We start from the raw sequence: 25,571 nt of genomic DNA on the forward strand, positions 1-25,571 counted from the left end.
CTCGCTGCGTCTGCTTCATTTCGGGAAACCGGTAGACGGAAGGATTGTTTTACCAACCGGAGTGCCGATGGCCGCCTGGAAACAGATACTTTTTGCACTTGTGGTGCTGGTGGTGGCGGCAGCCGCCTGGCTGCGCTTTTATCCCGGCGCGCCGGACGTGCTGGCACGCTGGGGCATCGACTGGGCCTCCGCGGCAACGCCCCCGGCTGAGACCGGCGCCGCCAACGCGAAGCAGTCAAACGGCCGCAATAGCGGCAACCAGCGGGTGAACGTGGTCGCCCTTGCGGCCACTTCGGCTGTTATCAACGACCGCCTGCAGGCAATCGGCACCGGCCGTGCCAACGCCTCGGTGGCCGTCAATCCCTACAGCTCCGGCCGCCTCGCCGAACTGCTGGTCGAATCCGGCAGCCATGTCGATAAGGGACAGATTCTCGCCACCCTGGATTCCGAGACCGAAGTGATCTCTCAGGACCGCGCCAAGCTCGCCTTGCAGGATGCGCAGGCCAAACTCGACCGTGTCAGGTCGCTTCGTGCCTCCAATGCCGCGACACCAGTCGCAGTGGCTGACGCCGAGGTGGTGCTGGCGGGCGCCAAGCTGGCGCTTCAGGATGCGGAACTCGCACTGCAGCGCCGGTCGATTCTGGCGCCGATCGCCGGCACCGTCGGCATCCTGCCGATCTCGGCCGGCAATTATGTCACCAACCAGTCGGCCATCGCCACGCTCGACGACCGGTCCTCGATCCTGGTCGACTTCCTGGTGCCCGAGCGCTTCGCTGCCGCCGTCAAGATCGGTGCACAATTGACGGCGACGCCGATCGCCAATCCCAGCAATGCTTATAGCGGCACCGTTTCGGCCATTGACAACCACATCGATGAAAAGAGCCGCACCCTGCTGGTCAAGGCCAAGATCGCCAACCCGGCGGATTCACTGCGCGCCGGCATGTCGTTCGGCATCACCATGAAATTTCCGGGGCAAACCTATCCGGCCGTCAGCCCGCTGGCGATCCTGTGGGGGGCGGACGGCGCCTATGTCTGGCAGATCGAGGACGGCAAGGCCAGGCGGGTCCCGGTGCGCATCGTACAGCGCAACACCGAGACCGTGCTGATCGACGCCGAGATCGACAATGGCGACATGGTGGTCACAGAAGGCACCCAGAGCGTCAGCGAGGGCGGCGCGGTCCGCCTCGCCGGCGAAGAGCAGCGCGCCGCGGACGCCGCCGCAGGCACATGACCAGCCCCGCCAACACTGCCAGCGAGACCGGCTTCACCGCCCTGTTCATCCGCAGGCCGGTGATGGCCTTCGTGCTGAACACACTGATTGCGGTCGCCGGCCTGGCCGCCTTCTACGGCGTCGAGATCCGCGAACTGCCGGACGTCGATCGCGCGGTGGTCACCGTTTCCACCACCTTCGAGGGCGCGGCGGCCGAGACCGTCGATCGCGAACTGACCGACACCATCGAGGGCGCCGTCGCCCGCGTCTCCGGCGTCAAGTCGATCTCGTCGTCTTCCTCATTCGGCTCGAGCCGCGTCACCATCGAGTTCAACGATGGCGTCGATCTAAATGTCGCCGCCTCGGACGTGCGTGATGCCGTCGGCCGCGTCGCCAACCAGATGCCGGACACCGCCGATCCGCCGCGCATCGTCAAGGCCGACGCCAATTCCGACGCGGTGATGCGACTGGCGGTGACCTCGGACAACATGTCGATCCAGGACATGACCGTGGTGGTCCAGGACCAGATCGAGGACGAGCTGGCCGCCGTGCCCGGCGTTGCCGACGTTCAGGTCTATGGCGACCGCGACAAGATCTTCCGCATCGATGTCGACCAGAACAAGCTGGCCAGCCTCGGCTTCACGGTCGCCGACCTCAGGGCCGCCCTTGCCTCGGTCGCCTTCGATTCCCCCGCCGGTTCGATCACCACGACCAACCAGGACCTGATCGTCCGCACGACTGCCGACGTGACCACGCCTGAAGAGTTCGAAAACATAATTGTCGGCGGCACGACGCGCATCCGCGATGTCGCCACCGTCACGCTCGGCCCCGACGTCGGCCAGACCACGTTGCGCTCGGACGGCAAGACCGGCATCGGCATCGGCATCATCCGCCAGGCGGAATCGAACACGCTGGACATCTCGACCGGCGTCCAGGCCGCCGTCGCCAAGCTGCAGGAAAACCTGCCCGAGGGCATGTCGATCAAGATCACCAGCGACGACGCTGTCTTCGTCAAGGGGGCGGTGCACGAGGTCGAGATCGCGCTCGGCCTGTCCGTCACCATGGTGCTGATCGTCATCTACATGTTTCTCCTCGACTGGCGTGCGACGCTGATCCCCGGCCTGTCGATGCCGGTCGCCATGATCGGCACCATCGCCGCCATCTATCTGGCCGGCTTCTCGGTCAACATCCTGACCCTGCTCGCGCTGGTGCTGGCGACCGGTCTGGTCGTCGACGACGCCATCGTCGTGCTCGAAAACATCGTGCGACGACGCAACGAAGGCATGGGGCCGCGCGCCGCCGCCGTGCTCGGCGCGCAGGAGGTGTTCTTCGCCGTCATCGCCACCACCTTGACGCTGGTCGCCGTCTTCGTGCCGATCTCGTTCCTGCCCGGCCAGACCGGCGGCTTGTTCCGCGAATTCGGCTTCGTGCTTGCCATGTCGGTGCTCTTGTCCTGCGTGGTGGCGCTGACGCTGTGCCCAATGCTCGCCTCGCGCATGCTGACCAGCGCATCGCTCCACCACGAAGGTGGCCATGGCATCGGCGCCCGCATCGGCGGCGCGCTCAATACGGCCTACAAGCGCAGCCTGCACGCCTGCCTCGACGCGCCATGGATCGTGCTTCTGGTCGCGGTGCTGTTCGCCGGCACCGCCTTCACGCTGTTCGGCACCATCCGCCAGGAGCTGACGCCGACCGAGGACCGCGCCGCCGTGCTTCTGCGCATCAGCGCCCCGCAAGGCGTCAGCCTCGACTACACAACGCAGCAGATGCAGAAGATCGAGAGACTGATCCAGCCGATGCGCGATTCCGGCGAGATCCGCAGCACTTTCGAAAATGCCGGCCAGAACGGCTCCTACAACTCCGGCTTCATGGTGATGACGCTGGCGCCGTGGAACGAGCGCAGCCGCAGCCAGCAGGAGATCATGGCCGAGATCAGCCAGCTGACCAGGCAGGTGCCGAGCGTGCGCATCTTCCCGGTGCAGCCCAACAGCCTCGGTATCCGTGGCGCCGGCAACGGCCTGCAGTTCGCGCTGGTCGGCAACGACCGCAAGGCACTCGGCGATGCCGCCGTGAAGATCATCGCCGAGATGCAGAAGGACCCGCGCTTCCAGACACCGCGCCTGTCGATCGACCCGACGCAGCCGCAGCTAGCCGTGGCCATCGACCGCGAGCGCGCCTCCGACCTCGGCATCGACATATCAGGACTGGCCAACACCTTGCAGGCCATGCTCGACGGCAACGACGTCGTCGACGTCTACATCGCCGACCGCAGCTACGGCGTGAAGCTGGTCTCGACCACCAATCCGATCAACGATCCGACGGATCTGGAAAACATCTTCCTGAAAACAGCCGACGGACGTTTCGTGCCGATGTCGACCATCGCCACGCTGACCGAACGCGCCGTGCCACCGTCGCTGTCGCGCGAACAGCAGCAGCCCTCTGTGGCGATCACCTCCAACCTCAGCGGCGACTTCGCGCTTGGCGACGCGCTCACCCGCGCCGAGCAAATCGCCACACCGCTGCTGCCGCCAGGCAGCCGCATCCTGCCCCTGGCCGAGGCGGCGACGCTAGGCGAGACCAACAGCGCCATGGTCACCATTTTCGGCTTCGCGCTGGTCATCATCCTTTTGGTGCTGGCCGCCCAGTTCGAAAGTTTTGTCAGCGCCGTCATCATCATGGCGACGGTGCCGCTCGGGCTGGCCTGTGCGATTTTCGCGCTTCTCCTCTCGGGCACCAGTCTCAACGCCTACAGCCAGATCGGCCTGGTGCTTTTGGTCGGCGTCATGGCCAAGAACGGCATCCTGATCGTCGAATTCGCCAACCAGTTGCGCGACCGCGGGCTTGGCGTGCGCGAGGCGATCGAACAGGCCTCGATCATCCGCGTGCGGCCGGTGATGATGACGATGATCTGCACCGTGCTCGGCGGCCTGCCGCTGGTGCTGGCGAGCGGCGCCGGTGCCGAGGCGCGCGTCGCGCTCGGCTGGGTCATCGTCGGCGGCCTGGGGCTGGCCACCGTCTCGACACTGTTCCTGACGCCGGTCGCCTATCTCCTGCTTGGCCGCTTCGTCACGCCGAAGACCCACGAGGAAGCCCGGCTGAAGCGCGAGTTGGAGGAAGCCGCCTACACCAATGTGGAGCCGGCAGAATAGAAATTCCAGGAAAGTGTGTAGCGGTTTTTCGTCCGGAATTTCGTAAGAAAAATAATTCCGGCTATCTCAGCAACCGACCTTCGATCGACCAGCGCGCGGCGAGGAAATTCAGCACCGCCGCCACCACGACGCCCCCGATTTTCGCCGGCCACACCCCGATTATGCCGGCGAATAGCGCGATCGAGAGGCTGGAGACACCGAGCGAAATCAGCGCTCCAAGCGTGGCGAAACGAAGGAACGCATCATGCAGCCGGATGGCTCGATTGCGCTCGAACGACCACAAGCCGTTCGCCGCGAAGGAAAAGGTGACGGCGACGAACCAGGCAGCGATGTTGGCCGGCACCGGCGGAACCCCGAGCTTGAGCAGCAGGAAGAAGCTGGCAAGGTCGATGGCCGTGTTCGCCAGTCCGACAATGGCGAAGCGGACGATCTTGCTGCCGGCCGAACGCTGGGGCCGATCGGCTTCGCTCATCTCTTGCCGTCCAAGATCTCGACGCCGGCGCGGGCCAGACCAGCGCCGAATTCGTCCGATGCGAGGGCCGCGAATTCCACCTCGCGCACATCTTGCATGGTGTCGCGCGCGCGCAGCGTCTCGTCGACATGGCCGGGATGGCACATGAACAGCCCTCGCTCCGGCAACCCTTCGACGGCCGCCTGCAGAACCGCAGCGAACTTTTCGGGCTGTCGCCAGTCATAGATGCCGGCGAGCGGCTGGAAAACGATGAAGCCCGCGCGCTGCATCGAGCGGTTGAACCCGGCAGCCAGCGCGGCAATGGCGGCGACTTTCGACCCTGCGGCCAGCGCCGGGGCGCCGCGCAGGGCCGGCCTGTCGGCGCCTTCTGGAAACCGTGTGCGCAGCCATGTGCGCACAACGGGAAGGAAATGCACATGCTGGTGCCCGTCGACGAAATCGGGGCGGCGGCCAAGCGCCTCGACGAAGCGGCCGTACTGGGCGTCAAGCTCGGCATGGACATGGCGGTCGCCGATGCGGCCGCGCAGAACAGGCAAGGCCAGTGCGCGGAGCGGTGGCAGCCGGCCTTCCGGCGCCAAGGCCGACCGGCCGGTGGCGGCCAACTGGTCGGTCAAGGTGAGGTGCAGCCCAACCGCGGCCCGGCCGCACAGCGGTTTTATGCGCTCTGCCTCCTTTGCCCACTCGGGAAAGCCGGTCATGCAGCTGGTGCCGGTCAGGCGCCCCCGATCGAGAAGATCGAGAATCCCGGCGGAAACGCCAGGCGCCAGGCCGTAATCGTCAGCGATCAGGCGAATGCGCCGCGTCATCTGTTCGAAGTGCCCGGCTCCGGCCGGTCGGCGGGGGCCTCGCTGCGCACGACATCGCGCACGAGATAGACCGGCCGATCCTTGCTCTCGCTGAGCGTCACCCAGACATATTCGCCGATCAGGCCAAGCAGGGTCAGGTTGAGGCCGCCGAGCAGAACGACGGCAACCAGCAGGCTGGGGTAGCCCGGAACGGCAATGCCGTAGAAGATCACCTCGAAGAACACCTTGGCGCCATAGAGCGCGCCGGCCATCGCCGCGAGCAGCCCGCTAAGACTGATCAGGCGTAGCGGAATGACGGAGAACGAGGTGAACCCCTCCAGCGAGAAGGCGATGAGGTTGAGCCGGCTCCATTTCGATGTGCCGCTGGCGCGGCCTTCCGGCGAATAGGGCAACGCCTTCTGGCGAAAGCCGGCCCAGGCAAACAGGCCCTTGTTGAAGCGACGCTTGTCACGCAGGCTGGTCAGAGCGCGCGCGACAGCGCCGCGCATGACGCGAAAGTCGCCGGCATTTTCGGGAATATCGAAACGCTGGCTGCTGTTGATCAGGCTGTAGAAAAGCCGTGCAAGCTGGCTGCGCCGCCAGCTCGCCTCGCGGCGGTCGTTCTGGGCAAAGACGACGTCGATGTCCGGATGGTCCACCAGCTCGGCGATCAGCTTCAGGCTGATGTCCAGGGAATGCTGGAGGTCGGCGTCCATGATCAGCACCATGTCGCCGCGCGACTGGTCGAGGCCGGCGAGTACAGCGACTTCCTTGCCGAAATTGCGGCTGAGGCGGACGATCTCCCACGATCCCGTCAGCGCTTGCGAAAATCGTCCAGCGCCATCGTCACCGCTGCCGTCATCGACCAGGATCTTGTGCACGGTCATGCCGAAGCGCTGTGCCACGGCCGCTTCGAGCTCGCCTAGCAGGCGCGCGAAGGCCGATGCCGATGCCGCCTCGTTGAAGAATGGCGCAACGATATCGAGGCTCTGTCGCAACTCAGCCATTCGCGACTCCCGCATTCACCACCTTTTCCCGTGCCTTGGCCCAGAACCACCAGATCAGCGAACCGGCGATGAAAGTGACGGCGACCGGCCGGAACCAGGGGAAGAGGAAATCGTGCACATGGCGCTCGACGCCGCTCAGCCCGGTCACGAACAGCGTCATCGACAGCACCGAGGCGAGGACGCCGCCCCGTTCTTCGCGCCACAACAGGGCGATGGCAAGACCGGCTGGTACCGCGATCATGGCAAAGGTGTTGGGTTCGACGCGCGGGTTGAAGACGCACATGTAGAAGGTGGCCGTCAGGAAGATCGCCAGCGCCGCCTTTCCCTGTTCGAGCCTGCGGTCGAACCAGATGACGGCTGAAAGCGTAAGCAGGGCCATGACCATGCGCACGATCGTTGCGCCGAATTCCGGTATCGGCAGCCCTATCGTGGTGAACGGTGCCGTGAAATCGGTGGACACGAAATGGCTGGTGTTCTCGACGGCCATGGAGGTCAGCATCTGGGCGAAGACACGATACTGATCGTTGAGATAGCCGGCGGGAGCAAAAGCGTAAGGCAGTGCGAGCACGAACAGCACCGCCAGCACCAGCACCGGTATCAACCGAAGCCGAAGGGCTCCTACCAACAACAGCATTATGATCGCGGTCGGCTTGGCGATGATGGCGAGCGAAGCCCAGAAGAACGTCTCCGCCCGTCGTCCTTCCAGCGCCGACAATGTGAGAAGCCAGCAAGCGCCGGTCAAAAGGATCGTCGCCTGGCCGTTGCGGATCGCGCCGAGCGCCATCGGCACAGCGAGGAAGAGGCCGAAAGAAAGCAGCCACATCAACTCGTCACCACCGAGCTTGCGCACCTGCCGCATCGCGGCATAGGTCAGCACCGCAAACCCGAGGGAGTGCCACATCACGCCGCCCAGATGCGGACCGAGCTTGACTATTGGAGTGTAGAGCGCGGCGAAGGCCGGCGCGTAGAGATACCCCATCTCGGATTGGGTGTCGTAGAGTGGCAGACCGGCCAGAAGCGCCTCGCTGCCATCTATATAGGCCTTCCATACCGTCCGCGTGTACGGCGACCACAGGACCATGGCAAGAACGACCAGGAACGCTCCGATCCACAGGCCAAACCCCAAACGGTCGAAAACCGGCTTGGAAATCGTCATCAAGGCACCCCACACAATCCCGGAACAGGCTCAGTCCAGCCTGTCCCGGCATTCGATGGCGGCGGCATATCACGGACGCAGCGGCGTGGCATAGGGGGCTTGATGGACCAGGATATCGGCCTGACGGTCCCGCGTCGGCGGATAACCGGCAATCTCTGCCCGCAAAGCCCTCCGAGGCCCCTCCCGTCCAAGCTGCTCGAATCTTTCGAATTGGCCTAAGGCCGGATGAACACCTTGCCGTTCGGCTTGGCCAGTTCCGCTGGCACCCGCGCCATCGCCTCGGCAAGCGGCACCACCGCCGTCACGTCGGTCGACCAGCGCCCATCGGAAAAACGCTTCTGCGCTTCCAGGATCGCCGGGCCGCGGCGATCGCGGAACTGGCGCATCCACTCGCTCAGCCAAAACCCTTCGATATGCTTGTGCTGGAAGATCAGTTGGCCGGGCTCGCGGATAACAGTGTGTTCGGGATCGAGCCGCCCATAGATGATCCAGCGCGAACGCTTCGGCATGACGTCGAAGATGGCGGAAGCCAGCGGCCCGGTCACCGCGTCGAGGAAGATGCGCGGCTGTTCGGCCTTCATCACCTCGCGCAGCGCTGCCTTGAAATCCGGCGCCTTTTCGTTGAGGACGTGCGCCGCGCCGAGCGCTTTCAGCGCCGCGATCTGGTCGTCGCGGCGCACGGTGACGATCGGCCGGAAGCCCTCTCCGCTGGCCAGGCCAATGATCAGCTTGCAGAGCTGGCTGGCGCCGGCGGTCATGACGAAGGCCTTCTCGCCTTCCTCCTTGACGACGTCGAACATGGCGAGCGCGGTGAGCGGGTTGACGATCATCGCCGCCCCATCCTCGTCGCGGACCGTGTCGAGCAGCGGAATGCATGCAGCAGCTTCAGCGACGGCATAGTCGGCCCACGAGCCCCAGTTGGTGACGCCGGTGGCAAAGGCGACGCGCTTGCCGATCAGGCTTTGGGGATAGGTCTCGTCGCCGCTGGCGACGACGATGCCGACGCCCTCGAAGCCGGCCGGCTGTCCCTTGGCGCGCGGCTGGCCGTACTGGCCCTTGACGAAGGCGATGTCGGAGGGGTTGATCGAGGCGAGGCTGACCTTGATCAGCACCTGCGTCGGTCCGGGTGTCGGCACCGCGATGTTGCCCGGCTCGAGATACGGCTCCATCGCCTCCAGCACACTGCCGCTCGGCGTCCTGGTGTAGCCGTCGCCGACCAGCAGCAGCGCCTTCATTTCGGAGGGGACGGCCATTGGAACACTCCGTGCTTGGACTGTCGGCATCGCCAGATGACGATGCCGGCGCTCAGACCTTTTCTTGCGTGTATTTCTTCAGCTCGGTGCGCGCCACCTGACGGCGATGCACGGCGTCCGGCCCGTCGGCAAGGCGCAAGGTCCGCAGATGCGTCCACGACCGCGCCAGCGGCGTGTCCTGGCTGATGCCTTGCGCGCCGAACATCTGCACCGCCTCGTCGGTGACCTTGAGCGCGACGCGGGGTGCCACCACCTTGATCTGGCTGATCCAGGGGGCTGCGGCGCGGGCGTCGCCCTGGTCGATCATCCACGCCGCCTTGAGGCAGAGCAGCCGGGCCATCTCGATCTCCATGCGGCATTCGGCGATGATGTCGAAATTGGCGCCGAGCTTTGCCAGCTTCTGGCCGAAGGCCTCGCGGCGCAAGGAACGCTGGCACAGCATCTCGAGCGCCATCTCGGCCTGGCCGATGGCGCGCATGCAATGGTGGATGCGGCCGGGACCGAGCCGCCCTTGCGCGATCTCGAACCCCCTGCCCTCGCCGAGGATCAGGTTCGATGTCGGTACCCGCACATTGTCGAAGCGAAGATGCATGTGGCCGTGCGGCGCGTCGTCATCGCCATAAACCTGCATGGCCCGGACCTTGGTCACACCCCTTGTGCCTGATGGCACCAGGATCATCGAATGACGGCGGTGCTGCGGCTCGTCATCGCCGCCGGTCCTGACCATGACGATGTAGATGGCGCAGCGCGGATCGCCGGCGCCCGAAGCCCACCATTTCTCGCCGTTGAGCACGTAGTCGTCGCCCTGGCGTTCGCAGCGCATGGCAATGTTGGTGGCATCGGACGACGCGACATCCGGCTCGGTCATCAGATAGGCCGAGCGGACCTTGCCCTCGATCAGCGGTTCCAGCCATTCTTTCTTGTGGTCGGCCGAGCCGTACCGTTCCAGCACCTCCATATTGCCGGTGTCGGGCGCCGAACAGTTGAAGGTCTCGGCGCCAAGATGCGCCTTGCCCATCTCCTCGGCCAGATAGGCATATTCGACGGTGGAAAGGCCGTAGCCGCGTTCCGAGCCGGTCAGCCAGAAATTCCACAGGCCGCGCTCCCTTGCGGTTTTCTTCAGCCCTTCGAGGATCTCGCTCTGGCGCGCACTGTAGACCCAGCGGTTGCCTGCCTTGCCCACCTCGCTCAGGAATTCCCTGTCGAGCGGCATGATCTCGTCGCGAACCATGGCCGCGACGCGCGCGTGGATCGGCTTCAGCCGCTCGGTCATGCCGAGATTCATCTCCGTCATCGGTCGCTAACCCTTCATGCATGCCAGGCATTTTGTCAGTGGCAAGGATGACCGTACTTCGGATAGCCTTGTCAACGCGAACTGTTTGCCCGCATGCCGAGCGCGGAGGATTGTGATGAGCTATCTGGACGAGCTGTTTTCGGTGGCCGGCAAGACCGCGCTGGTGACGGGTGCCGCGACCGGCATAGGCCGCATGGCGGCGACCGGGCTGGTCAGGGCCGGCGCCAGCGTGATGATCGCGTCGCGCAAGGGCGAGGATTGCATCCAGGTCGCCGAAGAGTTGAACGAGCTTGGTGCACCGGGCCGGGCCGAGGGCTTCGCCGGGGACGTTTCTAGCGAAGCCGGCATCGCTGCACTCGTCGCCGCGGTCAAGGCGCGGACCGGGAAACTGCATATTCTGGTCAACAATGCCGGCGTCTCCTGGGGCGCGCCGCTGGAAAGCTTCCCCTATTCGGCTTGGGCCAAGGTGTTTGGCGTCAATGTCACCGCGGTCTTCCATCTGACCCGCGAATTGCTGCCACTGCTCGACGCTGCCGCCAGCGACGCCGATCCGGCCAGGGTGATCAATCTCGGTTCGGTGATGGGCACGCAGCCGCTGGCCGACGACGCCTATTCCTACACGGCGTCCAAGGCAGCCGTGCATCATCTGACCCGCACCCTTGCGCTCGAGTTCGCCGGCCGCCGCATCACCGTCAATGCCTTCGCTCCCGGCCCCTTCCAGAGCCGGATGACGGCATTCGCCACGGGCACGGATGAGCAGGCCAGGCACGTCGGCAGCCATGTTCCGATCGGCCGTATCGGCGCACCGGATGACATTGCCGGCGCAACGCTCTATTTGTGCAGCCGTGCAGGCAGCTACATCACCGGCGCCATTCTGCCGATCGACGGCGGACAGTCGGTGCAGCATGGGCTGACCTTGTTCAAGGAATGACATTTTCCGGCCACAGAAGCCGGGGGGAACTGGAGGACATGAGCGTGGAACCGATCAGTCTCGATGTGCTTCTGGCCAGTGTCGGCAAGGAGGTTGGCGTGTCGCCGTGGCGGGCGGTCACGCAACGCATGATCGATCAGTTCGCCGACGCCACCGACGACCACCAGTTCATCCACTGCGATCCGGAGCGGGCCATGCGCGAAACGCCGTTCGGCGGCACCATCGCGCACGGCTTCCTGTCGCTGTCGCTGTTGTCGGCGATGACTTTCGAGACCATGCCGCCGCTGGAAAACGGCAAGATGGGCGTCAACCACGGCTTCGATTCGCTGCGCTTCCTAGCGCCGGTGAAGACCGGCGCGCGCATCCGCACGCGGTTCGTGCTGGCCGACGTCAAGGTCAGGCCGTCGGGCTGGGTGCAGACCGCGCATGACGTGACGATCGAGATCGAGGGTTCGAAGAAGCCGGCACTGACCGCGCGCTGGTTGACGCTGACCTTGATCGAACGCCAGCCCGAGACGGCATGAGTGATCCCGTTCTCGACCAGGCAGCGCTTGCGCCTTACCTCGAGGCGAACATACCTGGCTTTTCCGGCCTTGAGGCAGTTGAGAAGTTCAAATCCGGCCAATCGAACCCGACCTACCTTTTGACGGCGGCAAGCGGCCGTTATGTGCTGCGCGCCAAGCCGCCGGGGCAATTGCTGAAATCGGCGCATCAGGTCGATCGCGAATTCAGGGTAATGAGCGCGCTTGCCGGCACCGCCGTGCCTGTGCCTGCCATGCTGCATCTGTCGGCGGAAGACTCGCCCATCGGCCGTATGTTCTACGTGATGGATTTCCTGGACGGCCGCATTTTCTGGGATCCGGCCCTGCCGGAGGCTCGCGACAACGATGAACGCGCCGCCATCTACGATGCCATGAACGACACTCTTGCCGCGCTGCACGAGGTCGATGTCGAGGCCGTGGGGCTCGGCGATTTCGGCCGACCGGGCAGTTATTTCGAGCGCCAGCTGGCGCGCTGGACCAGCCAGTACCGCGCCTCGGAGACCGGCACGGTGGCCGATATGGACCGGTTGATTGCCTGGCTGGAGACACACATACCGGAGGATGACGGCCGCGTCTCCCTGGTCCATGGCGATTACCGGCTGGACAATCTGATCTTCGCGCCCCACCGGCCAAAAGTTCTGGCGGTGCTCGACTGGGAACTGTCGACATCAGGCTACCCCTTCGCCGATATCGCCTATCAGTGCATGCAATGGCGGCTGCCGCACGCGTCGGGTTTTCGCGGCCTGGGCGGCATCAACCGCGCGGCGCTCGGGCTGCCCTCCGAAACGGACTACGTCGCCGCCTACTGCCGGCGGCGCGGGCTCACCGGTATCGGCAACTGGACGTTCTTCCTGGCCTTTTCCTTCTTCCGGCTGGCCGCGATCTGCCAAGGCGTCTACAAGCGGGCGCTGGACGGCAACGCCTCCAATCCGGAAAAAGCCCGGACCTATGGCGAGGCGGTGAAGCTGCTTTCGCGTCTTGCCGCGAAGCTGATCGACAAGGAGGCGTGATGGGCCGCTTTGACGGAGCAAAGGTGCTGATCACGGGTGCCGCCAACTTCGACAAGCGTCGGCACGATCCGAAGCATACCGCTTGGGAACCTCCCGCGCTCTTGTCCGTTTCCGTACAGCGTATATAATTTAGCCAGACACCAACCAACCAAAGGCACCAGATCTTGCCGCCGAGCGTCCCGACACGCCGCGAGAAACAAAAGGCCGAACTGCGCTCCGAACTGGTCGAGGCCGCGCACAAGCTCGTCCAGGAGGAAGGCTATGAAGGCCTGACCATCCGCAAGCTGGCCAAGCGGGTCGGCTACGCCCCGATGTCGGTCTATTCCTACTTCGCCGACAAGCAGGACATCCTGTTCGCTCTGGCCGAGGATGCATTCGAGACGCTTGCCCGCCGCATCGAGGAGCATCCGTCCGACGATCCGATCGAGGCCTTGCAGGCGGTGATGACCGAATATGCCGCTTTCGGACTCGGCAATCCCAACGAATACCGCACCGTGTTCATGACCGAAAAGACCAAGCTGCCAGAAGGCTACAACGAAATGGAAGAGAGCAACCCTGCTATGAAGGTGCTGATCAGCAGGGTCGAGGCCTGCGTCGCCGCCGGCAAATTGCAGGGCGATCCGCGCGCCATCGCCACCATGCTGTGGGCGGTCGGCCACGGCACGATCTCGCTGCTCATCACCTTTCCGTTCTACCCCTTCGGCGACCCGCAGGCCTTCGTGAAGCGGATGTGCGATTTCACGCTTGCCACGCTCAGCACGCAAAACGTGCCGCCACTGACCGAGACACCGGTCAACTGCTGAACGCCGTTTCCTTTGGTTTGTGTATCCCCTCCAGACCTGGGGGGTTTCTTGGTTAACAAAAAATTTATTGTACGCGTACGGTTTTCCTTGAACTTCGCGATCGACGGGCGTATATGTACAGTGCATCGTACATGTACGAGAGAAATTCACCCGTCGAAAACGGAGACTGACAATGAAAAAGATACTCCTCACCCTCGCCGCCGTGCTGGCACTTTCGGGCTCGGCCTTCGCCGCCAACACCACCCACCCCGTCAAGCATGCGCCGGTGGCGGCCTGCGTTGACACCAAGACCAACGTGAAGCTCGATTGCGCTTCGACCGGTTCGGTCGAGAAGAAGGGCGCCATGGAAAATACCGCTGAAGGCAAAGGTCCGCGCCTCGGCATCGACATCAATCCTTGGATCGTGCCGAGCTCGTTCTGATATTTGCAGGACATCACTTCTGGCCGGCACAAGCCGGTCAGGTGGAAACTTCAGCTGACCGAAACCGGCAGCTTCGCCGCTGAACTCTCGAAGGCCGCGTCAATCAGCTTCTGCATGTCGGCGGCACGCCGGAACGACGGATCGCCATTCCGGCCTGTATCCAGCGCATCGGCAAAGCGTCGCGCATTGCGCTTGACACTGGGCAGCGCCAGCGTTCGCCATTGCTGAAGATCGACATCGCCGCCGAGACAGGCCGACAGGTTAGATGCCTTGCCGTCGGTCTCGACCCTGATGGCGCCCTTGGTGCCGTGCAGGGCCAGCGACAAATCGTTGGCGTGGCCGGTCATGTAGCGGCTCGCCGCGATCGTGGCGAGCGCGCCGGAACTGAGCCGGGCCGTCATCGCCACGCTGTCATTGGCATCCAGCAGATAGTCGCCGATGCGCTCGCCCTCGGCCTTCGGAAACGTCACCAGATCGGCGTGGAGGCTGACGATGTCCTGATCGGCGCCATAGGTGGCGAAGTCCAGGATGTGGATGCCGACGTCGCCCAGCACGCCGGTTGAACCGTGCCGGCTGGACAAGCGCCACAGCCATTTGTCCTCGACCCGCCAGTCGCCCCATGACTGGCTGACCAGCCAGCTTTGCCGGTAGCTCGCCTCGACATGGCGCAGCTCGCCGATCTCGCCGGCCAGCACCATGCGCCGCGCTTCATGAATCGCCGGTGAGTTGCGATAGGTCAGGTTGACCATGTTGACCACCCCTGCAGCCTCGGCCGCTTCGGTCATATCAAGCGCGTCGGCGTGGTTCGGCGCCAGCGGCTTTTCGCAAAACACATGCTTTCCCTGGGCAAGCAGCGCCAGCGTCGTCGCCATATGCGCACCATCCGGCGTCGCGTTGATGGCGGCATCGAACTGACCCCAGGCGATCGCCGCCTCCAGGCTCTCGAAAGATTCGCCGATCTTGCTGACGGCGGCAAACGCTGCGGCGCGGCCGGGCACCTGGTCGACACAGGCGACGATGCTGCAGCCCGGGATCTCGGCAAACTCCTCGACATGATGCCCGGCGATACCGCCGGTGCCGAGCAGAAGAATTCGGTGCATTAGCCCCAAGCCCCAATCAACTCACGCCTTAAGCAATTCAGGCCCCGATCAGCTCAGGCCCGAATCAACTCAGGCCCTTGTCGCCGTCGGCATGCAGGCGCAGCCCCTTCTGCACGATCTTCTCCTTGGCCGCATCCGTCGGCACGTTCGGCGCGTTGGTGATGCCGGACCAGGCCGGCGCCGGGTTGTGCGCCCAATGGACGGCGTTGCGCAGCACCTGCTGCACGCCCTCATTGTGATAGATCGGATAGGTCTCGTGGCCGGGCGAGAAGTAGAAGATCCGTCCTGCACCGCGCTGGTAGGTCAGCCCGGATCGGAACACCTCACCACCCTCGTACCAGGAGACGAACACCGTCTCGAGCGGCTCCGGCACGGCGAACGGCTCGCCATACATTTCCGTCTCGCCGATCTCCAGGCACTCGCCGATGCCTTGCGCGATCGGGTGGCCGCGGTTGATCGCCCAGACGCGCTCGCGCTCGCCCGCCTCGCGCCATTTCAGCGAACAGGGCGTGCCCATCAGCCGCTTGAATATCTTCGAGTAGTGGCCGGAATGGAGCACGATCAGGCCCATCCCTTCCCAGACCCGCTTCTGCACCCGCTCGACGATATCGTCCTTGACCTCGCCATGCGCCGCGTGGCCCCACCACAAAAGCACGTCGGTGGCCGCCAGGCGCTTCTCGCTCAGGCCATGTTCGGGTTCCTGCAAGGTGGCGGTGGTCGCCTCGATGCCCTTGTCCTGGTTGAGGGCGGCGGCAATGGTGCCGTGCATCCCCAAGGGATAGAGGTCGCGCACGGCTTCATTGGTCTGCTCGTGGACGTTCTCGCCCCATACGATCGCTTTTGTCGGCATTTTCATCTCCCAAAGCGCTTTAAATAGCATGTCCAAGGGGATTGAGAAGGCCCGATGAGATCTTGCCCGATGGAAACTACGGCTTGCGCCTCTTGCGCCCGGGCACGGTCTTGGCCTTGCCTGGTTTTGCCGGAGCTCCAGGAATGGCCGTTCCAGTGATGGATATCGGATCGCTGGCCGGGAACGTGTCTTCGAGGCCTTCCTCGAGTTCGTCTTCGGCGCTCGGCGCTTCGTGCCGCTCGTGTTCGAGCGAGCGGACAGCCGATGTCTTTATGACCGGCGACTTCGGCGCGGAATTCGACGGCATCGGCATTCTCCCTCGGCGTGCGGATGCAGAACGAGCGTGCCCTGCAAAACGTTCCGAGTTCAGACCGCCGCGTCGCGCGATCCCTCGGACAGCAAAGTAAAGACATAGTCCGAGAAGGAACGCCAGCATTCGACCCGGAAGGCGTCGTTACCCGTGCGCAGCAGCACGATCTCGGTCTTGCCCAGGATGGTGCGCGACGCTGCTCCCACCGGGAAGGCGTCGAGCGACAGGTCCTGCGGGCAGCCCGCATTGATCGCCGCCGCCGCTCCGGCACCCGTCACTGATATCGCGATGTTGCGATGCGAGACGCCGACCGCCGAATGCAGCGCGGATACTTTGGCGCAATCGGCGAGCGGATCGTTGTCGGCCTCATCGATGACCAGCCATTCGTCGGGGCCGAGCCACAGAGCGGTGCGCCCGCCGTTCGCGGCAGCGGTTTTCGGCTTGTTCGGCAAGGTCACGCCGAGCGCCTTTGAAAGCGCTGCGACCGAAGCCTCCGGCGCCCGTAATGAAACGCGCTCGGCCGGCGGCAGCACCTCGACCTTGACGCTGGCGGCAGTGGTGCTGCGCCCAGCCAGCGCCGGACGGCGTTCGACCGAAGGCGATGCAGCCGGAGCCGTCTTTCTTGCAGCGGCCTTAGCCATTGAGGCGCCCTCCCGTCTCGTCGAAGAACACCATGCCGGTAACCTCCACTTCGATCACCCCGTTCGGCATCGGCACATAGAGGGTCTCGCCCATCCGGTCGCGGCCGCCGGCGACCAGCGCCAGAGCGATCGAGCGGCCGCAATTTTCCGACCAGTAGCTCGAGGTGACATGGCCGATCATCTTCATCGGGATCGCCTGCTTCGGGTCCTCGACGATCTGCGCGCCCTCTTCCAGCACCACCTTGGGATCCCTGGTCTTCAGGCCGACCAATTGCTTGCGGCCCTTGGCGACCAGATCTGGCCGCGTCAGGCCGCGGATGCCGACGAAGTCCGGCTTCTTCTTGCCGACCGCCCAATCGAGGCCGGCGTCGTTCGGCGTTACCGTGCCGTCGGTGTCCTGGCCGACGATGATGTAGCCCTTTTCGGCGCGCAGCACGTGCATCGCCTCGGTGCCATAAGCAGCCGCACCATGCTTCTGGCCTTCGGCCCACAGCGCTTCCCAGACCGCCTGGCCATAGTCGGCCGGCACGTTCACCTCGAAGCCGCGCTCGCCGGTGAACGACATGCGGAACAGCCGCGTCGGCACGCCGCAGATCTTGCCTTCGCGCACCGACATGTGCGGCAGCGCCTCGTCCGACATGTCGATGCCTTCGAGCAGCGGCGCGATGATGTCGCGCGACTTGGGTCCCTGCACCGCGATAACAGCCCATTGCTCGGTGATCGAGGTCAGCCAGACATTGAGATGCGGGAACTCGGTCTGGAGATAGTCCTCCATGTGGTTCATGACGCGCGGCGCGCCGCCGGTCGTCGTCGTCACGTGGAAACGGTCGGGGGCCAGCCTGCCGACGACGCCGTCATCATAGATGAACCCGTCCTCGCGCAGCATGATGCCGTAGCGGCAGCGGCCGGGCTCCAGCTTCTCCCATGGGTTGGTGTAGAGCAGCTCCATGAATTTGGCCGCGTCCGGCCCGACCACTTCGATCTTGCCCAGCGTCGAGGCATCGAACAGGCCAGCCGTCTTGCGCACGGCGACGCATTCGCGGTCGACCGCCGCGTGCATGTCCTCGCCCGCCTTGGGGAAATACCAGGCGCGCTTCCACTGGCCGACATCCTCGAACACGGCACCTTGCGCCTCGGCCCAGGGATGGATCGCGGTTCTGCGTGTCGGGTCGAACAGCGGACCTCGCGCATGGCTGACGATCGCGCCGAAGGTGACCGGCGTATAGGGCGCGCGGAACGTGGTCAGGCCGACCTCCGGGATCGGCTTTCCCAGCACCTCGGCGGCAATCGCCAGGCCGTGCATGTTGGAGGTCTTGCCCTGGTCGGTCGCCATGCCGTTGGTGGTGAAGCGCTTGACGTGCTCGATCGATCGCATGCCTTCGTGCACCGCCTGGCGGATATCCTTGGCGGTGACGTCGTTCTGGAAATCGACAAACGCCTTCACCGTCGTGTCCGGCCCGGCGCCGGGCGCCGCGCCCAACATACCGCGCGACCAGCTCTCCGACGCATCGACCTTCGGCTTGCTGCTCTTGGCGGCCTTGGCGCCGGCATCTTTCGCCGCCCTGACGCCCGCCGCATAGGCCTCGTCCACCGTGGCCGACAGCCCATCGGTGCCGTTGCAGGCGCCGACCGAGACGCAGTCCTGCGCATAGGTGCCCGGCACGAAGCGCTTGGTCTCGTCGTTGAAGGCGACCTTTCCGCGCGACTGCGAGAACAGATGCACCGACGGCGTCCAGCCGGCCGACATCAGGATCGCATCGACCGCGATGGTGCGTTCGCCGCCGCCATTCTTCGGCTGCACGGTCATCGACGACACCCTGAGCTTACCGCCGGCGCGGATCACCGCGCGGCCGAAATTGATCTCGATGCCGAGCGCCCTCGCCTCATCGATCACCGGTCCGGTCGGATTGTCGCGCAGATCGACGATCGCCGCCACGTTGACGCCGGCTTTCTTCAGGTCGATCGCCGCTGCATAGGCGGAATCATTGGCGGTGTAGACGCCGACATTCCTGCCGACGGCGACGCCATAGTGGTTGAGATAGGTACGCGCGGCACCCGCCAGCATGATGCCGGGCCGGTCATTGTCGGCAAACACCATGTGGCGCTCGATCGCACCGGAGGCCAGCACCACGCGCTTGGCCCGGACCTGCCAAAGCCGCTCGCGCGCCAGATCGTGGCCGGGGGTCCTCAGATGTTCGCTGACACGCTCGACCAGCCCGATAAAATTCTGCGCATAGTAGCCGAACGCCGTCGTGCGCGACAGCACGCGGACATTGTCCATCGCGGCGAGCTTCGCCACGGCAGCTTGCGCCCAGGCAAAACCGTCCTGGCCGTCGATCTTCGCGCCGCTCTCGAAACGCAGGCTGCCGCCGAACTCGGCCTGCTCGTCGGCGAGGATGACGCGCACGCCGGTCTCGGCCGCCGCAAGCGCTGCCGCGATGCCTGCCGCACCGCCGCCCAGCACCAGCACGTCGCAATGCGCATAGCGCGATGAATAATGGTCGGGATCCGGCTGGTCCGGGGAAACGCCAAGACCGGCCGCGGCGCGGATCTTTGGCTCATAGAGCGTCTTCCACGCCGCTTTCGGCCACATGAAGGTCTTGTAGTAGAAGCCGGCCGAAAGCAGCGGCGAGGCGATATCGCTGACCGCACCGAGGTCGAAGGACAGTGACGGCCAGCGGTTCTGCGACTGCGCATCAAGCCCATCATAGAGCTCCTGCACGGTCGCCCGCACGTTCGGCGTCTTGCGTGCCGCGTCGCGCCTGATTTCGACCAGGGCGTTCGGCTCCTCGGCGCCCGCCGACAGGATGCCGCGCGGACGGTGGTACTTGAACGAACGGCCGACGAGATGGACGCCATTGGCGAGCAGCGCCGAGGCCAGCGTGTCGCCCTCGATGCCGGCATAGGACTGGCCATCGAAGCTGAACCGCGCGGTCTTGGCTTGGCTGAAGCGGCCAGCGCCGGGAATGCGGAACGCGCCGCTCATTTGGCAACCACTTCGTTGGAGTTTTTCGGCAGCTTGGTGGGTTTGGGCTCGCCGGCCTTGTAGGTCATGACGAATTTGTCGGTGACGGTGTCGCGTACGGCATTGAAGAAGCGCGCACAGCCATGCATGTGCCGCCAGCGCTCATAAATGATGCCCTTGGGGTTGGAGCGGATGAAGAAGAACTTTTCAAAATCGTCGTCGCTCTCGCCGGCCATATTGGCCGAGCGCGCGATGTGCGCCTCGCCAGCGTTGCGGAACTCGAGTTCCGGACGCTCTTCCTCGCAATAGGGGCAGCGGATGAGAAGCATTGTCCTGGTTCCTACAATTCGCCGTGGCCGACGTGGGCGCCCGCCGGTTGATCGCAAAGCTTCTGTCCCAAGGTCGCGAACGGTGCGACGAGCCGGATGCGCTCTTCCACGCTTGCAGCGGGACGAAACAGATCGCGGGACGCCATGTTGCCGAGGGTGAGCTGCATCGGATCGGTGGTGACGATGACTTGACGCGGCTGGAATGTCTCGGCCTCGTCGAGTCCTTCGGGTCGTCCCTCGAAGAACATCACCACTCTCTGGCCGCCACTCCAGACGCAGGCCAGCGTGCCGTCATCGACCGAAAACGGCCAGACGGTTTCGTTGCCGGTGCGGCTGATCGGCTGCGTGCGCACTTCGTCCGGCGAGGGAAAATGGAACATGCCCCGTTCCCCCGCCAGCACTTGTTCCCCCGCCAGCATCAGCGGCATCGCGACAGCCATCTGCGCCATCATCAGTGCGCCACCGCCGCCGCCGCCGCCTCGTCGATGAGCCGTCCGGTGCGGAAGCGCTCGATGGTGAAGGGCGCGTTGATCGGATGCGGATCGTCCCTGGCGATCGTATGGGCAAAGACATGGCCCGATCCCGGCGTCGCCTTGAAGCCGCCCGTGCCCCAGCCGCAATTGACATAGAGGCCGGGCACCGGCGTCTTGGCCAGGATCGGCGAGCGGTCGGGCGTGACGTCGACGATGCCGCCCCACGAGCGCAGCATCTTCATGCGCGTGAAGATCGGGAACATCTCGCAGATGGCGTCGAGCGTATGCTGCAATATGTGCAAGCCGCCGGTCTGCGAGTAGGAGACATACTGGTCGGTGCCGGCGCCGATCACCAGCTCGCCCTTGTCGGACTGCGAGATATAGGCGTGCACCGTGTTCGACATCACCACGCAGGGAACCACCGGCTTGACCGGTTCCGACACCAGCGCTTGCAGCGGATAGCTTTCCAGCGGCATGCGCACGCCGGCCATGTTCATGATGACGGAGGAATGGCCGGCGGCAACGACGCCCACCTTCTTGGCGCCGATGAAGCCGCGCGTCGTGTCGACGCCCATCACCGCGCCATTGGCCGCCCGCTTGACCCCGGTAACCTCGCAATTCTGGATAATGTGGACGCCGCGCGCCGAGGCGCCGCGCGCATAGCCCCAGGCAACGGCGTCATGACGGGCCGTGCCGCCGCGCCGCTGCAGCGACGCACCGACCACCGGATAGCGCGCCTCCTTGGAGGTGTTGAGCGGTGGGCAGAATTCCTTCGCCTGCTCCGGCGTCAGCCACTCATTGTCGATGCCGTTCAGCCGGTTGGCGTGAACGTGACGCTTCAGCACCTGCACGTCGTGCACATTGTGCGCGAGCATCATGACGCCCCGCGCCGAATACATGACGTTGTAATTGAGCTCCTGGCTGAGCCCGTCCCACAGCTTCAGCGCGTGGTCGTAGATGCCGGCGCTCTCGTCATAGAGATAGTTGGAGCGGATGATGGTGGTGTTGCGGCCGGTGTTGCCGCCGCCGAGCCAGCCCTTTTCCAGCACCGCGACATTGGTGATGCCGTGCACCGTGGCGAGGTAATAGGCGGTGGCCAGGCCATGGCCGCCGGCGCCGACGATGATGACGTCGTATTCTTTCCTGGGCTCAGGCGAGGACCACTGTTCCTCCCAGCCCTTGTGGCCGCGCATGGCTTCCCGGGCGATGGCGAATACCGAATATTTCTTCAACGTCCCAACCTCGCCCCAAAAAGGCTTCGCGAATGGCGGCCGGCGTTCGTTCGGTCCCGGCGCGCGAGGTGTATCACTAGCGAAACAGCACTTCCACCCTTGCGCTGTTTGCGACGGCGCTTGCCGTTTTGCGCCGTGGTGAAAAAGACGCATCTGGTGCGTCGGCGCTTTCCAGCATCTTGGCACGTATCGGGTGGCTCGCCTTGCCTCGATCTGCGACCAAGCACCCCAACTGCCGGTCAGGCCGGCGCGAAGAAAAGGATGCAAAAATGTTCGCACTCGCAAACAAGATCGCCATCGTCACCGGCGCCAGTTCCGGCATCGGCCGGGCCTCGGCAAAACTCTTTGCCGAGGAAGGCGCCAAGGTCATCGTCGCCGCCCGCCGTCAGGCCGAGCTCGATACGCTCGTCGCCGAGATAGAAGACAATGATGGCGCGGCCATCGCGCTTGCCGGCGATGTCAGGGACGAAGCCTATGCAAAGGCCCTTGTCGATCTGGCGGTCGAAAAGTTCGGCGGGCTCGACATCGCCTTCAACAATGCCGGCGCCGTTGGCCGGATGGGGCCGATTTCGGACCTGCCGCTGGAGGGATGGCGAAAGACGCTCGACACCAACCTCACCAGCGCGTTTCTCGGCGCCAAATACCAGGTGCCGGCAATGATCGAGCGCGGCGGCGGTTCGCTGATCTTCACCTCCACCTTCGTTGGTCACACAGTCGGCATGCCCGGCATGACTAGTTATGCCGCGAGCAAGGCCGGCCTGATCGGACTGACACAGGTGCTGGCCGCCGAATACGGCCCGAAAGGCGTGCGGGTCAACGCGCTGCTGCCCGGCGGCACCGACACACCGGCGGCAACCTTCAAGACCCCGGAATCACGGGTTTTCGTCGAAGGCCTGCATGCTTTGAAGCGTATCGCGATGCCGGAGGAGATCGCCCGCTCGGCACTCTATCTCGCCTCCGACGCCTCGAGCTTCACCACCGGAGCGGCTCTGTTTGCCGATGGCGGCGTGTCGATCAACCGGACGTGAAGATTCCAGCGGCGGGATGCATGCTCATAACCGCCAGGCAAACGGCCGCTCTTGATTTTTCGCCGCGATTTGGCGATTCCGTTTATGTCCAAAAGCGGGTCTGGAACCATGATGCTGATCAGAACCTATGTGACTGCGAGTGCGATCGAAGGTGTCGGCGTGTTCGCCGCGGAGCCGATCAGGAAAGGCGCTTCGATCTGGCGGCTCGATCCGGATTTCGACCGGCTGATCCCCATGGACAAATACGAGACGGCACCCCCGCATCTCAGGGAGCTGCTCGACCGCTATGCCTATCCGAGCCCGGACCGGCCAGGTTTCCTGGTCTATGAAGTCGACAATGGCCGCTTCATGAACCATTCCAGCAATCCGAATACGGATTTTTCGCAATATGGCGGGGCCACCGCGACCCGCGACATCGGCGTGGGCGAGGAGATCACCTGCGACTACGGCGAGTTCTTCGAAAATTTCGAGTTGCTGCACCTCGCGACGGCCTAGTCGGCTCCTTATATCAAGGCAAACAGACGGCGGCTGGCCCCGCAAATTCATTTCCGCTGTGGACAGCGCGGCATGATTCTGCTATCAGCCGCCACAATTCGTGGTGTAAACCGCCGCGGAGGCTAGTGGCTATGGCCGCTTGCCTGTTGATATCAAACCCGAAAGACAGGATTGCCCGTGCAGGTACTCGTCCGCGACAATAACGTTGATCAGGCGCTTCGCGCTCTCAAGAAGAAGATGCAGCGCGAAGGCATTTTCCGTGAAATGAAGATGCGCGGTCACTACGAGAAGCCGTCCGAGAAGCGCGCCCGCGAAAAGGCTGAAGCCGTTCGCCGCGCCCGCAAGCTGGCCCGCAAGCGCGCCCAGCGCGAAGGCCTACTGCCGATGACGCCGCGCCCGGTCGCTGCTGGCGCCGCCGGCGGTGCAGGTGGCGCTCCGCGTCCGCCGCGGTTCTAACGCCAATTTTTCGTCCTTTTCGAAGGATATCAGAGGTGGCGCGATGTGGAATCGCCGCCACCTTTTTGTTTTGATGTGACCGGTCCGGAGGGGGAGCCGGACCTGAACGACGCGGCTTGAAGTGAGGACAGGGCAGACATGAACGCAACGAGCGTGGAGCGCGGGACCGCATTGCGTGGTTTCGCCCTGACAGCAGCCCTGCTCTCCGGACTGGCGCTTGCCGGCTGCCAAACGGCGGGCCCGACCGGTGAATTCAACAACATCGACAAGGCGCAAGGGTCGAGCGAGAACATTTCCTCGCTGTCGGCGGTCATCCAGCGCAATCCCCAGGATCCCGAAGGCTACAATGTGCGCGGCTCGGCCTATGGCCGTGGCGGTCAGTACCAGGCGGCGCTCAAGGATTTCAATCAAGCCATCCAGCTCAATCCGAATTTCTTCCAGGCCTATTCGAATCGCGCGCTCATCCAGCGCTTCCTCGGCAACCAGGAAGCCGCGCTGGCGGACTACAACCGTTCGATCCAGATCAACTCGAACTATGACGCCGCCTATATCGGCCGCGGCAATCTCTACCGCAAGGCGGGTCGCACCCAGGACGCCTTCAACGACTTTCAGAAGGCGATCCAGCTCGATACGACCGACGCGCGCGCCTACCACAATCGAGGCCTGATCTATCAGAGCCAGGGCCAGCACAAATTCGCTATCGAGGACTTCTCGACCGCCATCTCGCTGGCGCCGGACGCCGCCGAACCCTACAATGGCCGCGGCCTCTCCTATCTGGCGACCAACGACGAAGACAATGCCTTCTCCGATTTCAACATGGCGATCAAGCTCGACGGCAGGAATGCCGAGGCCTGGTCCAACCAGGCGCTGATCTATGAGCGGCGCGGCGACAAGGCGAAGGCCGCGAAATCCTATAAGGAAGCCGTTCGCCTCGACCCTACCTACCAGCCGGCCAAGGATGGCCTCGCCCGCGTCAGCTGATCTCGGTTCGGCTTCCCATACAAATCCGCATGACATCCAAGTGCTGCGGGATTCTTTGCGTGTCCGAAAGGACGCACTTCGCAACCGCGCATTAACCCCGGCAGGAGGCTTTCGGCCCCTGCCTTGATCGCGCCAAGTTTTCGGCGGAACGGTCTACCCACCCAAGCCGTTGTTGAAAGTATTTTGCGAAAGGACCCTCCCATGATCAAGAAACTCGCCTGCGCCGCTGCCCTCGCCACGACGATGTTCGCGGTGGCTCCGGCCAGCGCCGGCAAGCTGCAACTCGGCACGCTCGATTGCACCATCGACGGCGGCACCGCTTATATCGTCGCTTCCAACAAGGGCGTGTCCTGTGTCTTCCGGCCTCATCATCACGGGCCGTCCGAGATTTACACAGGCGTCATCTCCAAGATCGGCCTCGATGTCGGCCAGACGCATCAGGGCCAGCTCGTCTGGGCCGTGCTGGCTGCGACCCGGGACCGTGACGGAGGCGATCTCGCCGGCAGCTACTACGGTGTCAACGCCGAAGCGAGCGTGGTGACCGGCGGCGGCGCCAATCTGCTGGTTGGCGGCCTGGACAGCGCCTTCATGCTGGAGCCGCTCAGCGTCCAGGCGCAGACCGGCGTCAACCTTGCCGTGGCCGTGACCTCGCTCCAGCTGATCCACTCATTCAAGTGA

At 64.3% G+C, this 25,571-nt stretch carries 26 protein-coding genes; 12 read left to right on the forward strand and 14 right to left on the reverse strand.

Annotated features, from left to right (window positions below; translation table 11 throughout):
• Nucleotides 1–67 precede the first annotated feature (67 nt).
• Entirely contained in the window at nt 68–1,231 is a 1,164-nt protein-coding gene (locus NKI69_RS18155; RefSeq protein WP_023810106.1) for an efflux RND transporter periplasmic adaptor subunit, read from the forward strand.
• Entirely contained in the window at nt 1,228–4,359 is a 3,132-nt protein-coding gene (locus tag NKI69_RS18160) for an efflux RND transporter permease subunit (protein WP_023810107.1), read from the forward strand. Before NKI69_RS18155 ends, NKI69_RS18160 begins: the two co-directional genes overlap by 4 nt.
• 61 nt (nt 4,360–4,420) lie before the next feature.
• Here NKI69_RS18160 and NKI69_RS18165 read toward each other — a convergent pair whose 3' ends face one another.
• The 6 genes from NKI69_RS18165 to NKI69_RS18190 all read right to left on the reverse strand — a co-directional run bounded on the left by NKI69_RS18165 (nt 4,421) and on the right by NKI69_RS18190 (nt 10,326).
• A complete protein-coding gene (locus tag NKI69_RS18165) occupies nt 4,421–4,831 on the reverse strand; it encodes a GtrA family protein (protein WP_023810108.1) in 411 nt (136 codons plus the stop codon).
• A complete protein-coding gene (locus NKI69_RS18170; protein WP_023810109.1) occupies nt 4,828–5,637 on the reverse strand; it encodes a ChbG/HpnK family deacetylase in 810 nt (269 codons plus the stop codon). The genes NKI69_RS18165 and NKI69_RS18170 overlap by 4 nt, the downstream gene beginning before the upstream one ends.
• Nucleotides 5,634–6,623: a glycosyltransferase gene (locus NKI69_RS18175; protein WP_023810110.1), complete on the reverse strand. Its 990-nt coding sequence runs from the start codon at nt 6,621–6,623 to the stop codon at nt 5,634–5,636. The genes NKI69_RS18170 and NKI69_RS18175 overlap by 4 nt, the downstream gene beginning before the upstream one ends.
• Complete coding sequence (locus NKI69_RS18180; RefSeq protein WP_023810111.1) at nt 6,616–7,779, reverse strand: glycosyltransferase 87 family protein; 1,164 nt, start codon at nt 7,777–7,779, stop codon at nt 6,616–6,618. Before NKI69_RS18180 ends, NKI69_RS18175 begins: the two co-directional genes overlap by 8 nt.
• A 215-nt stretch (nt 7,780–7,994) precedes the next feature.
• Complete coding sequence (locus NKI69_RS18185; RefSeq protein ID WP_023810112.1) at nt 7,995–9,032, reverse strand: zinc-binding dehydrogenase; 1,038 nt, start codon at nt 9,030–9,032, stop codon at nt 7,995–7,997.
• A gap of 52 nt (nt 9,033–9,084) precedes the next feature.
• Nucleotides 9,085–10,326: an acyl-CoA dehydrogenase family protein gene (locus tag NKI69_RS18190; RefSeq protein WP_352722274.1), complete on the reverse strand. Its 1,242-nt coding sequence runs from the start codon at nt 10,324–10,326 to the stop codon at nt 9,085–9,087.
• A gap of 115 nt (nt 10,327–10,441) precedes the next feature.
• Between NKI69_RS18190 and NKI69_RS18195 the strand changes: the two genes are divergently transcribed.
• The 5 genes from NKI69_RS18195 to NKI69_RS18215 all read left to right on the forward strand — a co-directional run bounded on the left by NKI69_RS18195 (nt 10,442) and on the right by NKI69_RS18215 (nt 14,033).
• Nucleotides 10,442–11,257, forward strand: coding sequence for an SDR family oxidoreductase (locus tag NKI69_RS18195; RefSeq protein ID WP_023810114.1), 816 nt, complete (start codon nt 10,442–10,444; stop codon nt 11,255–11,257).
• Nucleotides 11,258–11,295: 38 nt separating this feature from the next.
• Nucleotides 11,296–11,781 carry a MaoC family dehydratase gene (locus NKI69_RS18200; protein ID WP_023810115.1) on the forward strand — a complete coding sequence of 162 codons (486 nt, stop codon included), beginning with the start codon at nt 11,296–11,298 and terminating at the stop codon, nt 11,779–11,781.
• A complete protein-coding gene (locus NKI69_RS18205) occupies nt 11,778–12,809 on the forward strand; it encodes a phosphotransferase family protein (protein ID WP_352722276.1) in 1,032 nt (343 codons plus the stop codon). Before NKI69_RS18200 ends, NKI69_RS18205 begins: the two co-directional genes overlap by 4 nt.
• A 164-nt stretch (nt 12,810–12,973) precedes the next feature.
• Nucleotides 12,974–13,612 carry a TetR/AcrR family transcriptional regulator gene (locus tag NKI69_RS18210; RefSeq protein WP_023810117.1) on the forward strand — a complete coding sequence of 213 codons (639 nt, stop codon included), beginning with the start codon at nt 12,974–12,976 and terminating at the stop codon, nt 13,610–13,612.
• 172 nt (nt 13,613–13,784) lie between these two features.
• The gene (locus NKI69_RS18215; RefSeq protein ID WP_352722279.1) at nt 13,785–14,033 is read left to right on the forward strand and encodes a DUF680 domain-containing protein; all 249 of its coding nucleotides are present in this window, start codon (nt 13,785–13,787) and stop codon (nt 14,031–14,033) included.
• 50 nt (nt 14,034–14,083) lie between these two features.
• On the opposite strand, the gene NKI69_RS18220 is transcribed toward NKI69_RS18215, so the two are convergent.
• The 8 genes from NKI69_RS18220 to NKI69_RS18255 form a co-directional block, all read right to left on the reverse strand.
• Nucleotides 14,084–15,133, reverse strand: coding sequence for a Gfo/Idh/MocA family protein (locus tag NKI69_RS18220; protein WP_023810119.1), 1,050 nt, complete (start codon nt 15,131–15,133; stop codon nt 14,084–14,086).
• 64 nt (nt 15,134–15,197) lie between these two features.
• Complete coding sequence (locus NKI69_RS18225; RefSeq protein WP_023810120.1) at nt 15,198–15,983, reverse strand: ThuA domain-containing protein; 786 nt, start codon at nt 15,981–15,983, stop codon at nt 15,198–15,200.
• Between the two features lie 76 nt (nt 15,984–16,059).
• Nucleotides 16,060–16,290, reverse strand: a complete 231-nt coding sequence (locus NKI69_RS18230; RefSeq protein ID WP_023810121.1) for a hypothetical protein — start codon at nt 16,288–16,290, stop codon at nt 16,060–16,062.
• A 59-nt stretch (nt 16,291–16,349) separates the two neighbouring features.
• On the reverse strand, nt 16,350–16,934 hold the full coding sequence (locus NKI69_RS18235) for a sarcosine oxidase subunit gamma (protein ID WP_023810122.1): 585 nt from the start codon (nt 16,932–16,934) through the stop codon (nt 16,350–16,352).
• Entirely contained in the window at nt 16,927–19,920 is a 2,994-nt protein-coding gene (locus NKI69_RS18240) for a sarcosine oxidase subunit alpha (RefSeq protein ID WP_023810123.1), read from the reverse strand. Before NKI69_RS18240 ends, NKI69_RS18235 begins: the two co-directional genes overlap by 8 nt.
• Nucleotides 19,917–20,228: a sarcosine oxidase subunit delta gene (locus tag NKI69_RS18245; RefSeq protein ID WP_023810124.1), complete on the reverse strand. Its 312-nt coding sequence runs from the start codon at nt 20,226–20,228 to the stop codon at nt 19,917–19,919. Before NKI69_RS18245 ends, NKI69_RS18240 begins: the two co-directional genes overlap by 4 nt.
• 11 nt (nt 20,229–20,239) lie before the next feature.
• On the reverse strand, nt 20,240–20,680 hold the full coding sequence (locus NKI69_RS18250; RefSeq protein WP_023810125.1) for a hypothetical protein: 441 nt from the start codon (nt 20,678–20,680) through the stop codon (nt 20,240–20,242).
• Nucleotides 20,680–21,933: a sarcosine oxidase subunit beta gene (locus tag NKI69_RS18255; RefSeq protein WP_023810126.1), complete on the reverse strand. Its 1,254-nt coding sequence runs from the start codon at nt 21,931–21,933 to the stop codon at nt 20,680–20,682. The genes NKI69_RS18250 and NKI69_RS18255 overlap by 1 nt, the downstream gene beginning before the upstream one ends.
• Nucleotides 21,934–22,202: 269 nt before the next feature.
• Here NKI69_RS18255 and NKI69_RS18260 point away from each other — a divergent pair, with 269 nt between their 5' ends.
• From NKI69_RS18260 to NKI69_RS18280, 5 genes are all read left to right on the forward strand, one after another.
• Nucleotides 22,203–22,961: an SDR family oxidoreductase gene (locus NKI69_RS18260; RefSeq protein WP_023810127.1), complete on the forward strand. Its 759-nt coding sequence runs from the start codon at nt 22,203–22,205 to the stop codon at nt 22,959–22,961.
• 108 nt (nt 22,962–23,069) lie between these two features.
• Nucleotides 23,070–23,456, forward strand: coding sequence for an SET domain-containing protein (locus NKI69_RS18265; RefSeq protein ID WP_023810128.1), 387 nt, complete (start codon nt 23,070–23,072; stop codon nt 23,454–23,456).
• 177 nt (nt 23,457–23,633) lie between these two features.
• A complete protein-coding gene (rpsU, locus tag NKI69_RS18270) occupies nt 23,634–23,912 on the forward strand; it encodes a 30S ribosomal protein S21 (protein ID WP_023810129.1) in 279 nt (92 codons plus the stop codon).
• 138 nt (nt 23,913–24,050) lie between these two features.
• A complete protein-coding gene (locus tag NKI69_RS18275) occupies nt 24,051–24,893 on the forward strand; it encodes a tetratricopeptide repeat protein (RefSeq protein WP_023810130.1) in 843 nt (280 codons plus the stop codon).
• A gap of 201 nt (nt 24,894–25,094) precedes the next feature.
• Nucleotides 25,095–25,571, forward strand: a complete 477-nt coding sequence (locus NKI69_RS18280; protein ID WP_023810131.1) for a DUF992 domain-containing protein — start codon at nt 25,095–25,097, stop codon at nt 25,569–25,571.

The sequence above is a fragment of the Mesorhizobium sp. M0491 genome (assembly GCF_040321265.1).
In the GTDB taxonomy this organism is placed as follows: domain Bacteria; phylum Pseudomonadota; class Alphaproteobacteria; order Rhizobiales; family Rhizobiaceae; genus Mesorhizobium.

Excerpts from the sequence above, each read along its gene's own strand:
- NKI69_RS18215 (WP_352722279.1), top strand. The coding sequence starts at position 13,785 with ATGAAAAAGATACTCCTCACCCTCGCCGCCGTGCTGGCACTTTCGGGC.
- NKI69_RS18185 (WP_023810112.1), bottom strand. The coding sequence starts at position 9,032 with ATGGCCGTCCCCTCCGAAATGAAGGCGCTGCTGCTGGTCGGCGACGGC.
- NKI69_RS18240 (WP_023810123.1), bottom strand. The coding sequence starts at position 19,920 with ATGAGCGGCGCGTTCCGCATTCCCGGCGCTGGCCGCTTCAGCCAAGCC.
- NKI69_RS18180 (WP_023810111.1), bottom strand. The coding sequence starts at position 7,779 with ATGACGATTTCCAAGCCGGTTTTCGACCGTTTGGGGTTTGGCCTGTGG.
- NKI69_RS18155 (WP_023810106.1), top strand. The coding sequence starts at position 68 with ATGGCCGCCTGGAAACAGATACTTTTTGCACTTGTGGTGCTGGTGGTG.
- NKI69_RS18280 (WP_023810131.1), top strand. The coding sequence starts at position 25,095 with ATGATCAAGAAACTCGCCTGCGCCGCTGCCCTCGCCACGACGATGTTC.
- NKI69_RS18230 (WP_023810121.1), bottom strand. The coding sequence starts at position 16,290 with ATGCCGTCGAATTCCGCGCCGAAGTCGCCGGTCATAAAGACATCGGCT.
- NKI69_RS18205 (WP_352722276.1), top strand. The coding sequence starts at position 11,778 with ATGAGTGATCCCGTTCTCGACCAGGCAGCGCTTGCGCCTTACCTCGAG.
- NKI69_RS18235 (WP_023810122.1), bottom strand. The coding sequence starts at position 16,934 with ATGGCTAAGGCCGCTGCAAGAAAGACGGCTCCGGCTGCATCGCCTTCG.
- NKI69_RS18195 (WP_023810114.1), top strand. The coding sequence starts at position 10,442 with ATGAGCTATCTGGACGAGCTGTTTTCGGTGGCCGGCAAGACCGCGCTG.
- NKI69_RS18225 (WP_023810120.1), bottom strand. The coding sequence starts at position 15,983 with ATGCCGACAAAAGCGATCGTATGGGGCGAGAACGTCCACGAGCAGACC.
- NKI69_RS18275 (WP_023810130.1), top strand. The coding sequence starts at position 24,051 with ATGAACGCAACGAGCGTGGAGCGCGGGACCGCATTGCGTGGTTTCGCC.
- NKI69_RS18190 (WP_352722274.1), bottom strand. The coding sequence starts at position 10,326 with ATGACGGAGATGAATCTCGGCATGACCGAGCGGCTGAAGCCGATCCAC.
- NKI69_RS18165 (WP_023810108.1), bottom strand. The coding sequence starts at position 4,831 with ATGAGCGAAGCCGATCGGCCCCAGCGTTCGGCCGGCAGCAAGATCGTC.
- NKI69_RS18250 (WP_023810125.1), bottom strand. The coding sequence starts at position 20,680 with ATGATGGCGCAGATGGCTGTCGCGATGCCGCTGATGCTGGCGGGGGAA.
- NKI69_RS18200 (WP_023810115.1), top strand. The coding sequence starts at position 11,296 with ATGAGCGTGGAACCGATCAGTCTCGATGTGCTTCTGGCCAGTGTCGGC.
- NKI69_RS18160 (WP_023810107.1), top strand. The coding sequence starts at position 1,228 with ATGACCAGCCCCGCCAACACTGCCAGCGAGACCGGCTTCACCGCCCTG.
- NKI69_RS18175 (WP_023810110.1), bottom strand. The coding sequence starts at position 6,623 with ATGGCTGAGTTGCGACAGAGCCTCGATATCGTTGCGCCATTCTTCAAC.
- NKI69_RS18170 (WP_023810109.1), bottom strand. The coding sequence starts at position 5,637 with ATGACGCGGCGCATTCGCCTGATCGCTGACGATTACGGCCTGGCGCCT.
- NKI69_RS18260 (WP_023810127.1), top strand. The coding sequence starts at position 22,203 with ATGTTCGCACTCGCAAACAAGATCGCCATCGTCACCGGCGCCAGTTCC.
- NKI69_RS18265 (WP_023810128.1), top strand. The coding sequence starts at position 23,070 with ATGATGCTGATCAGAACCTATGTGACTGCGAGTGCGATCGAAGGTGTC.
- NKI69_RS18220 (WP_023810119.1), bottom strand. The coding sequence starts at position 15,133 with ATGCACCGAATTCTTCTGCTCGGCACCGGCGGTATCGCCGGGCATCAT.
- NKI69_RS18245 (WP_023810124.1), bottom strand. The coding sequence starts at position 20,228 with ATGCTTCTCATCCGCTGCCCCTATTGCGAGGAAGAGCGTCCGGAACTC.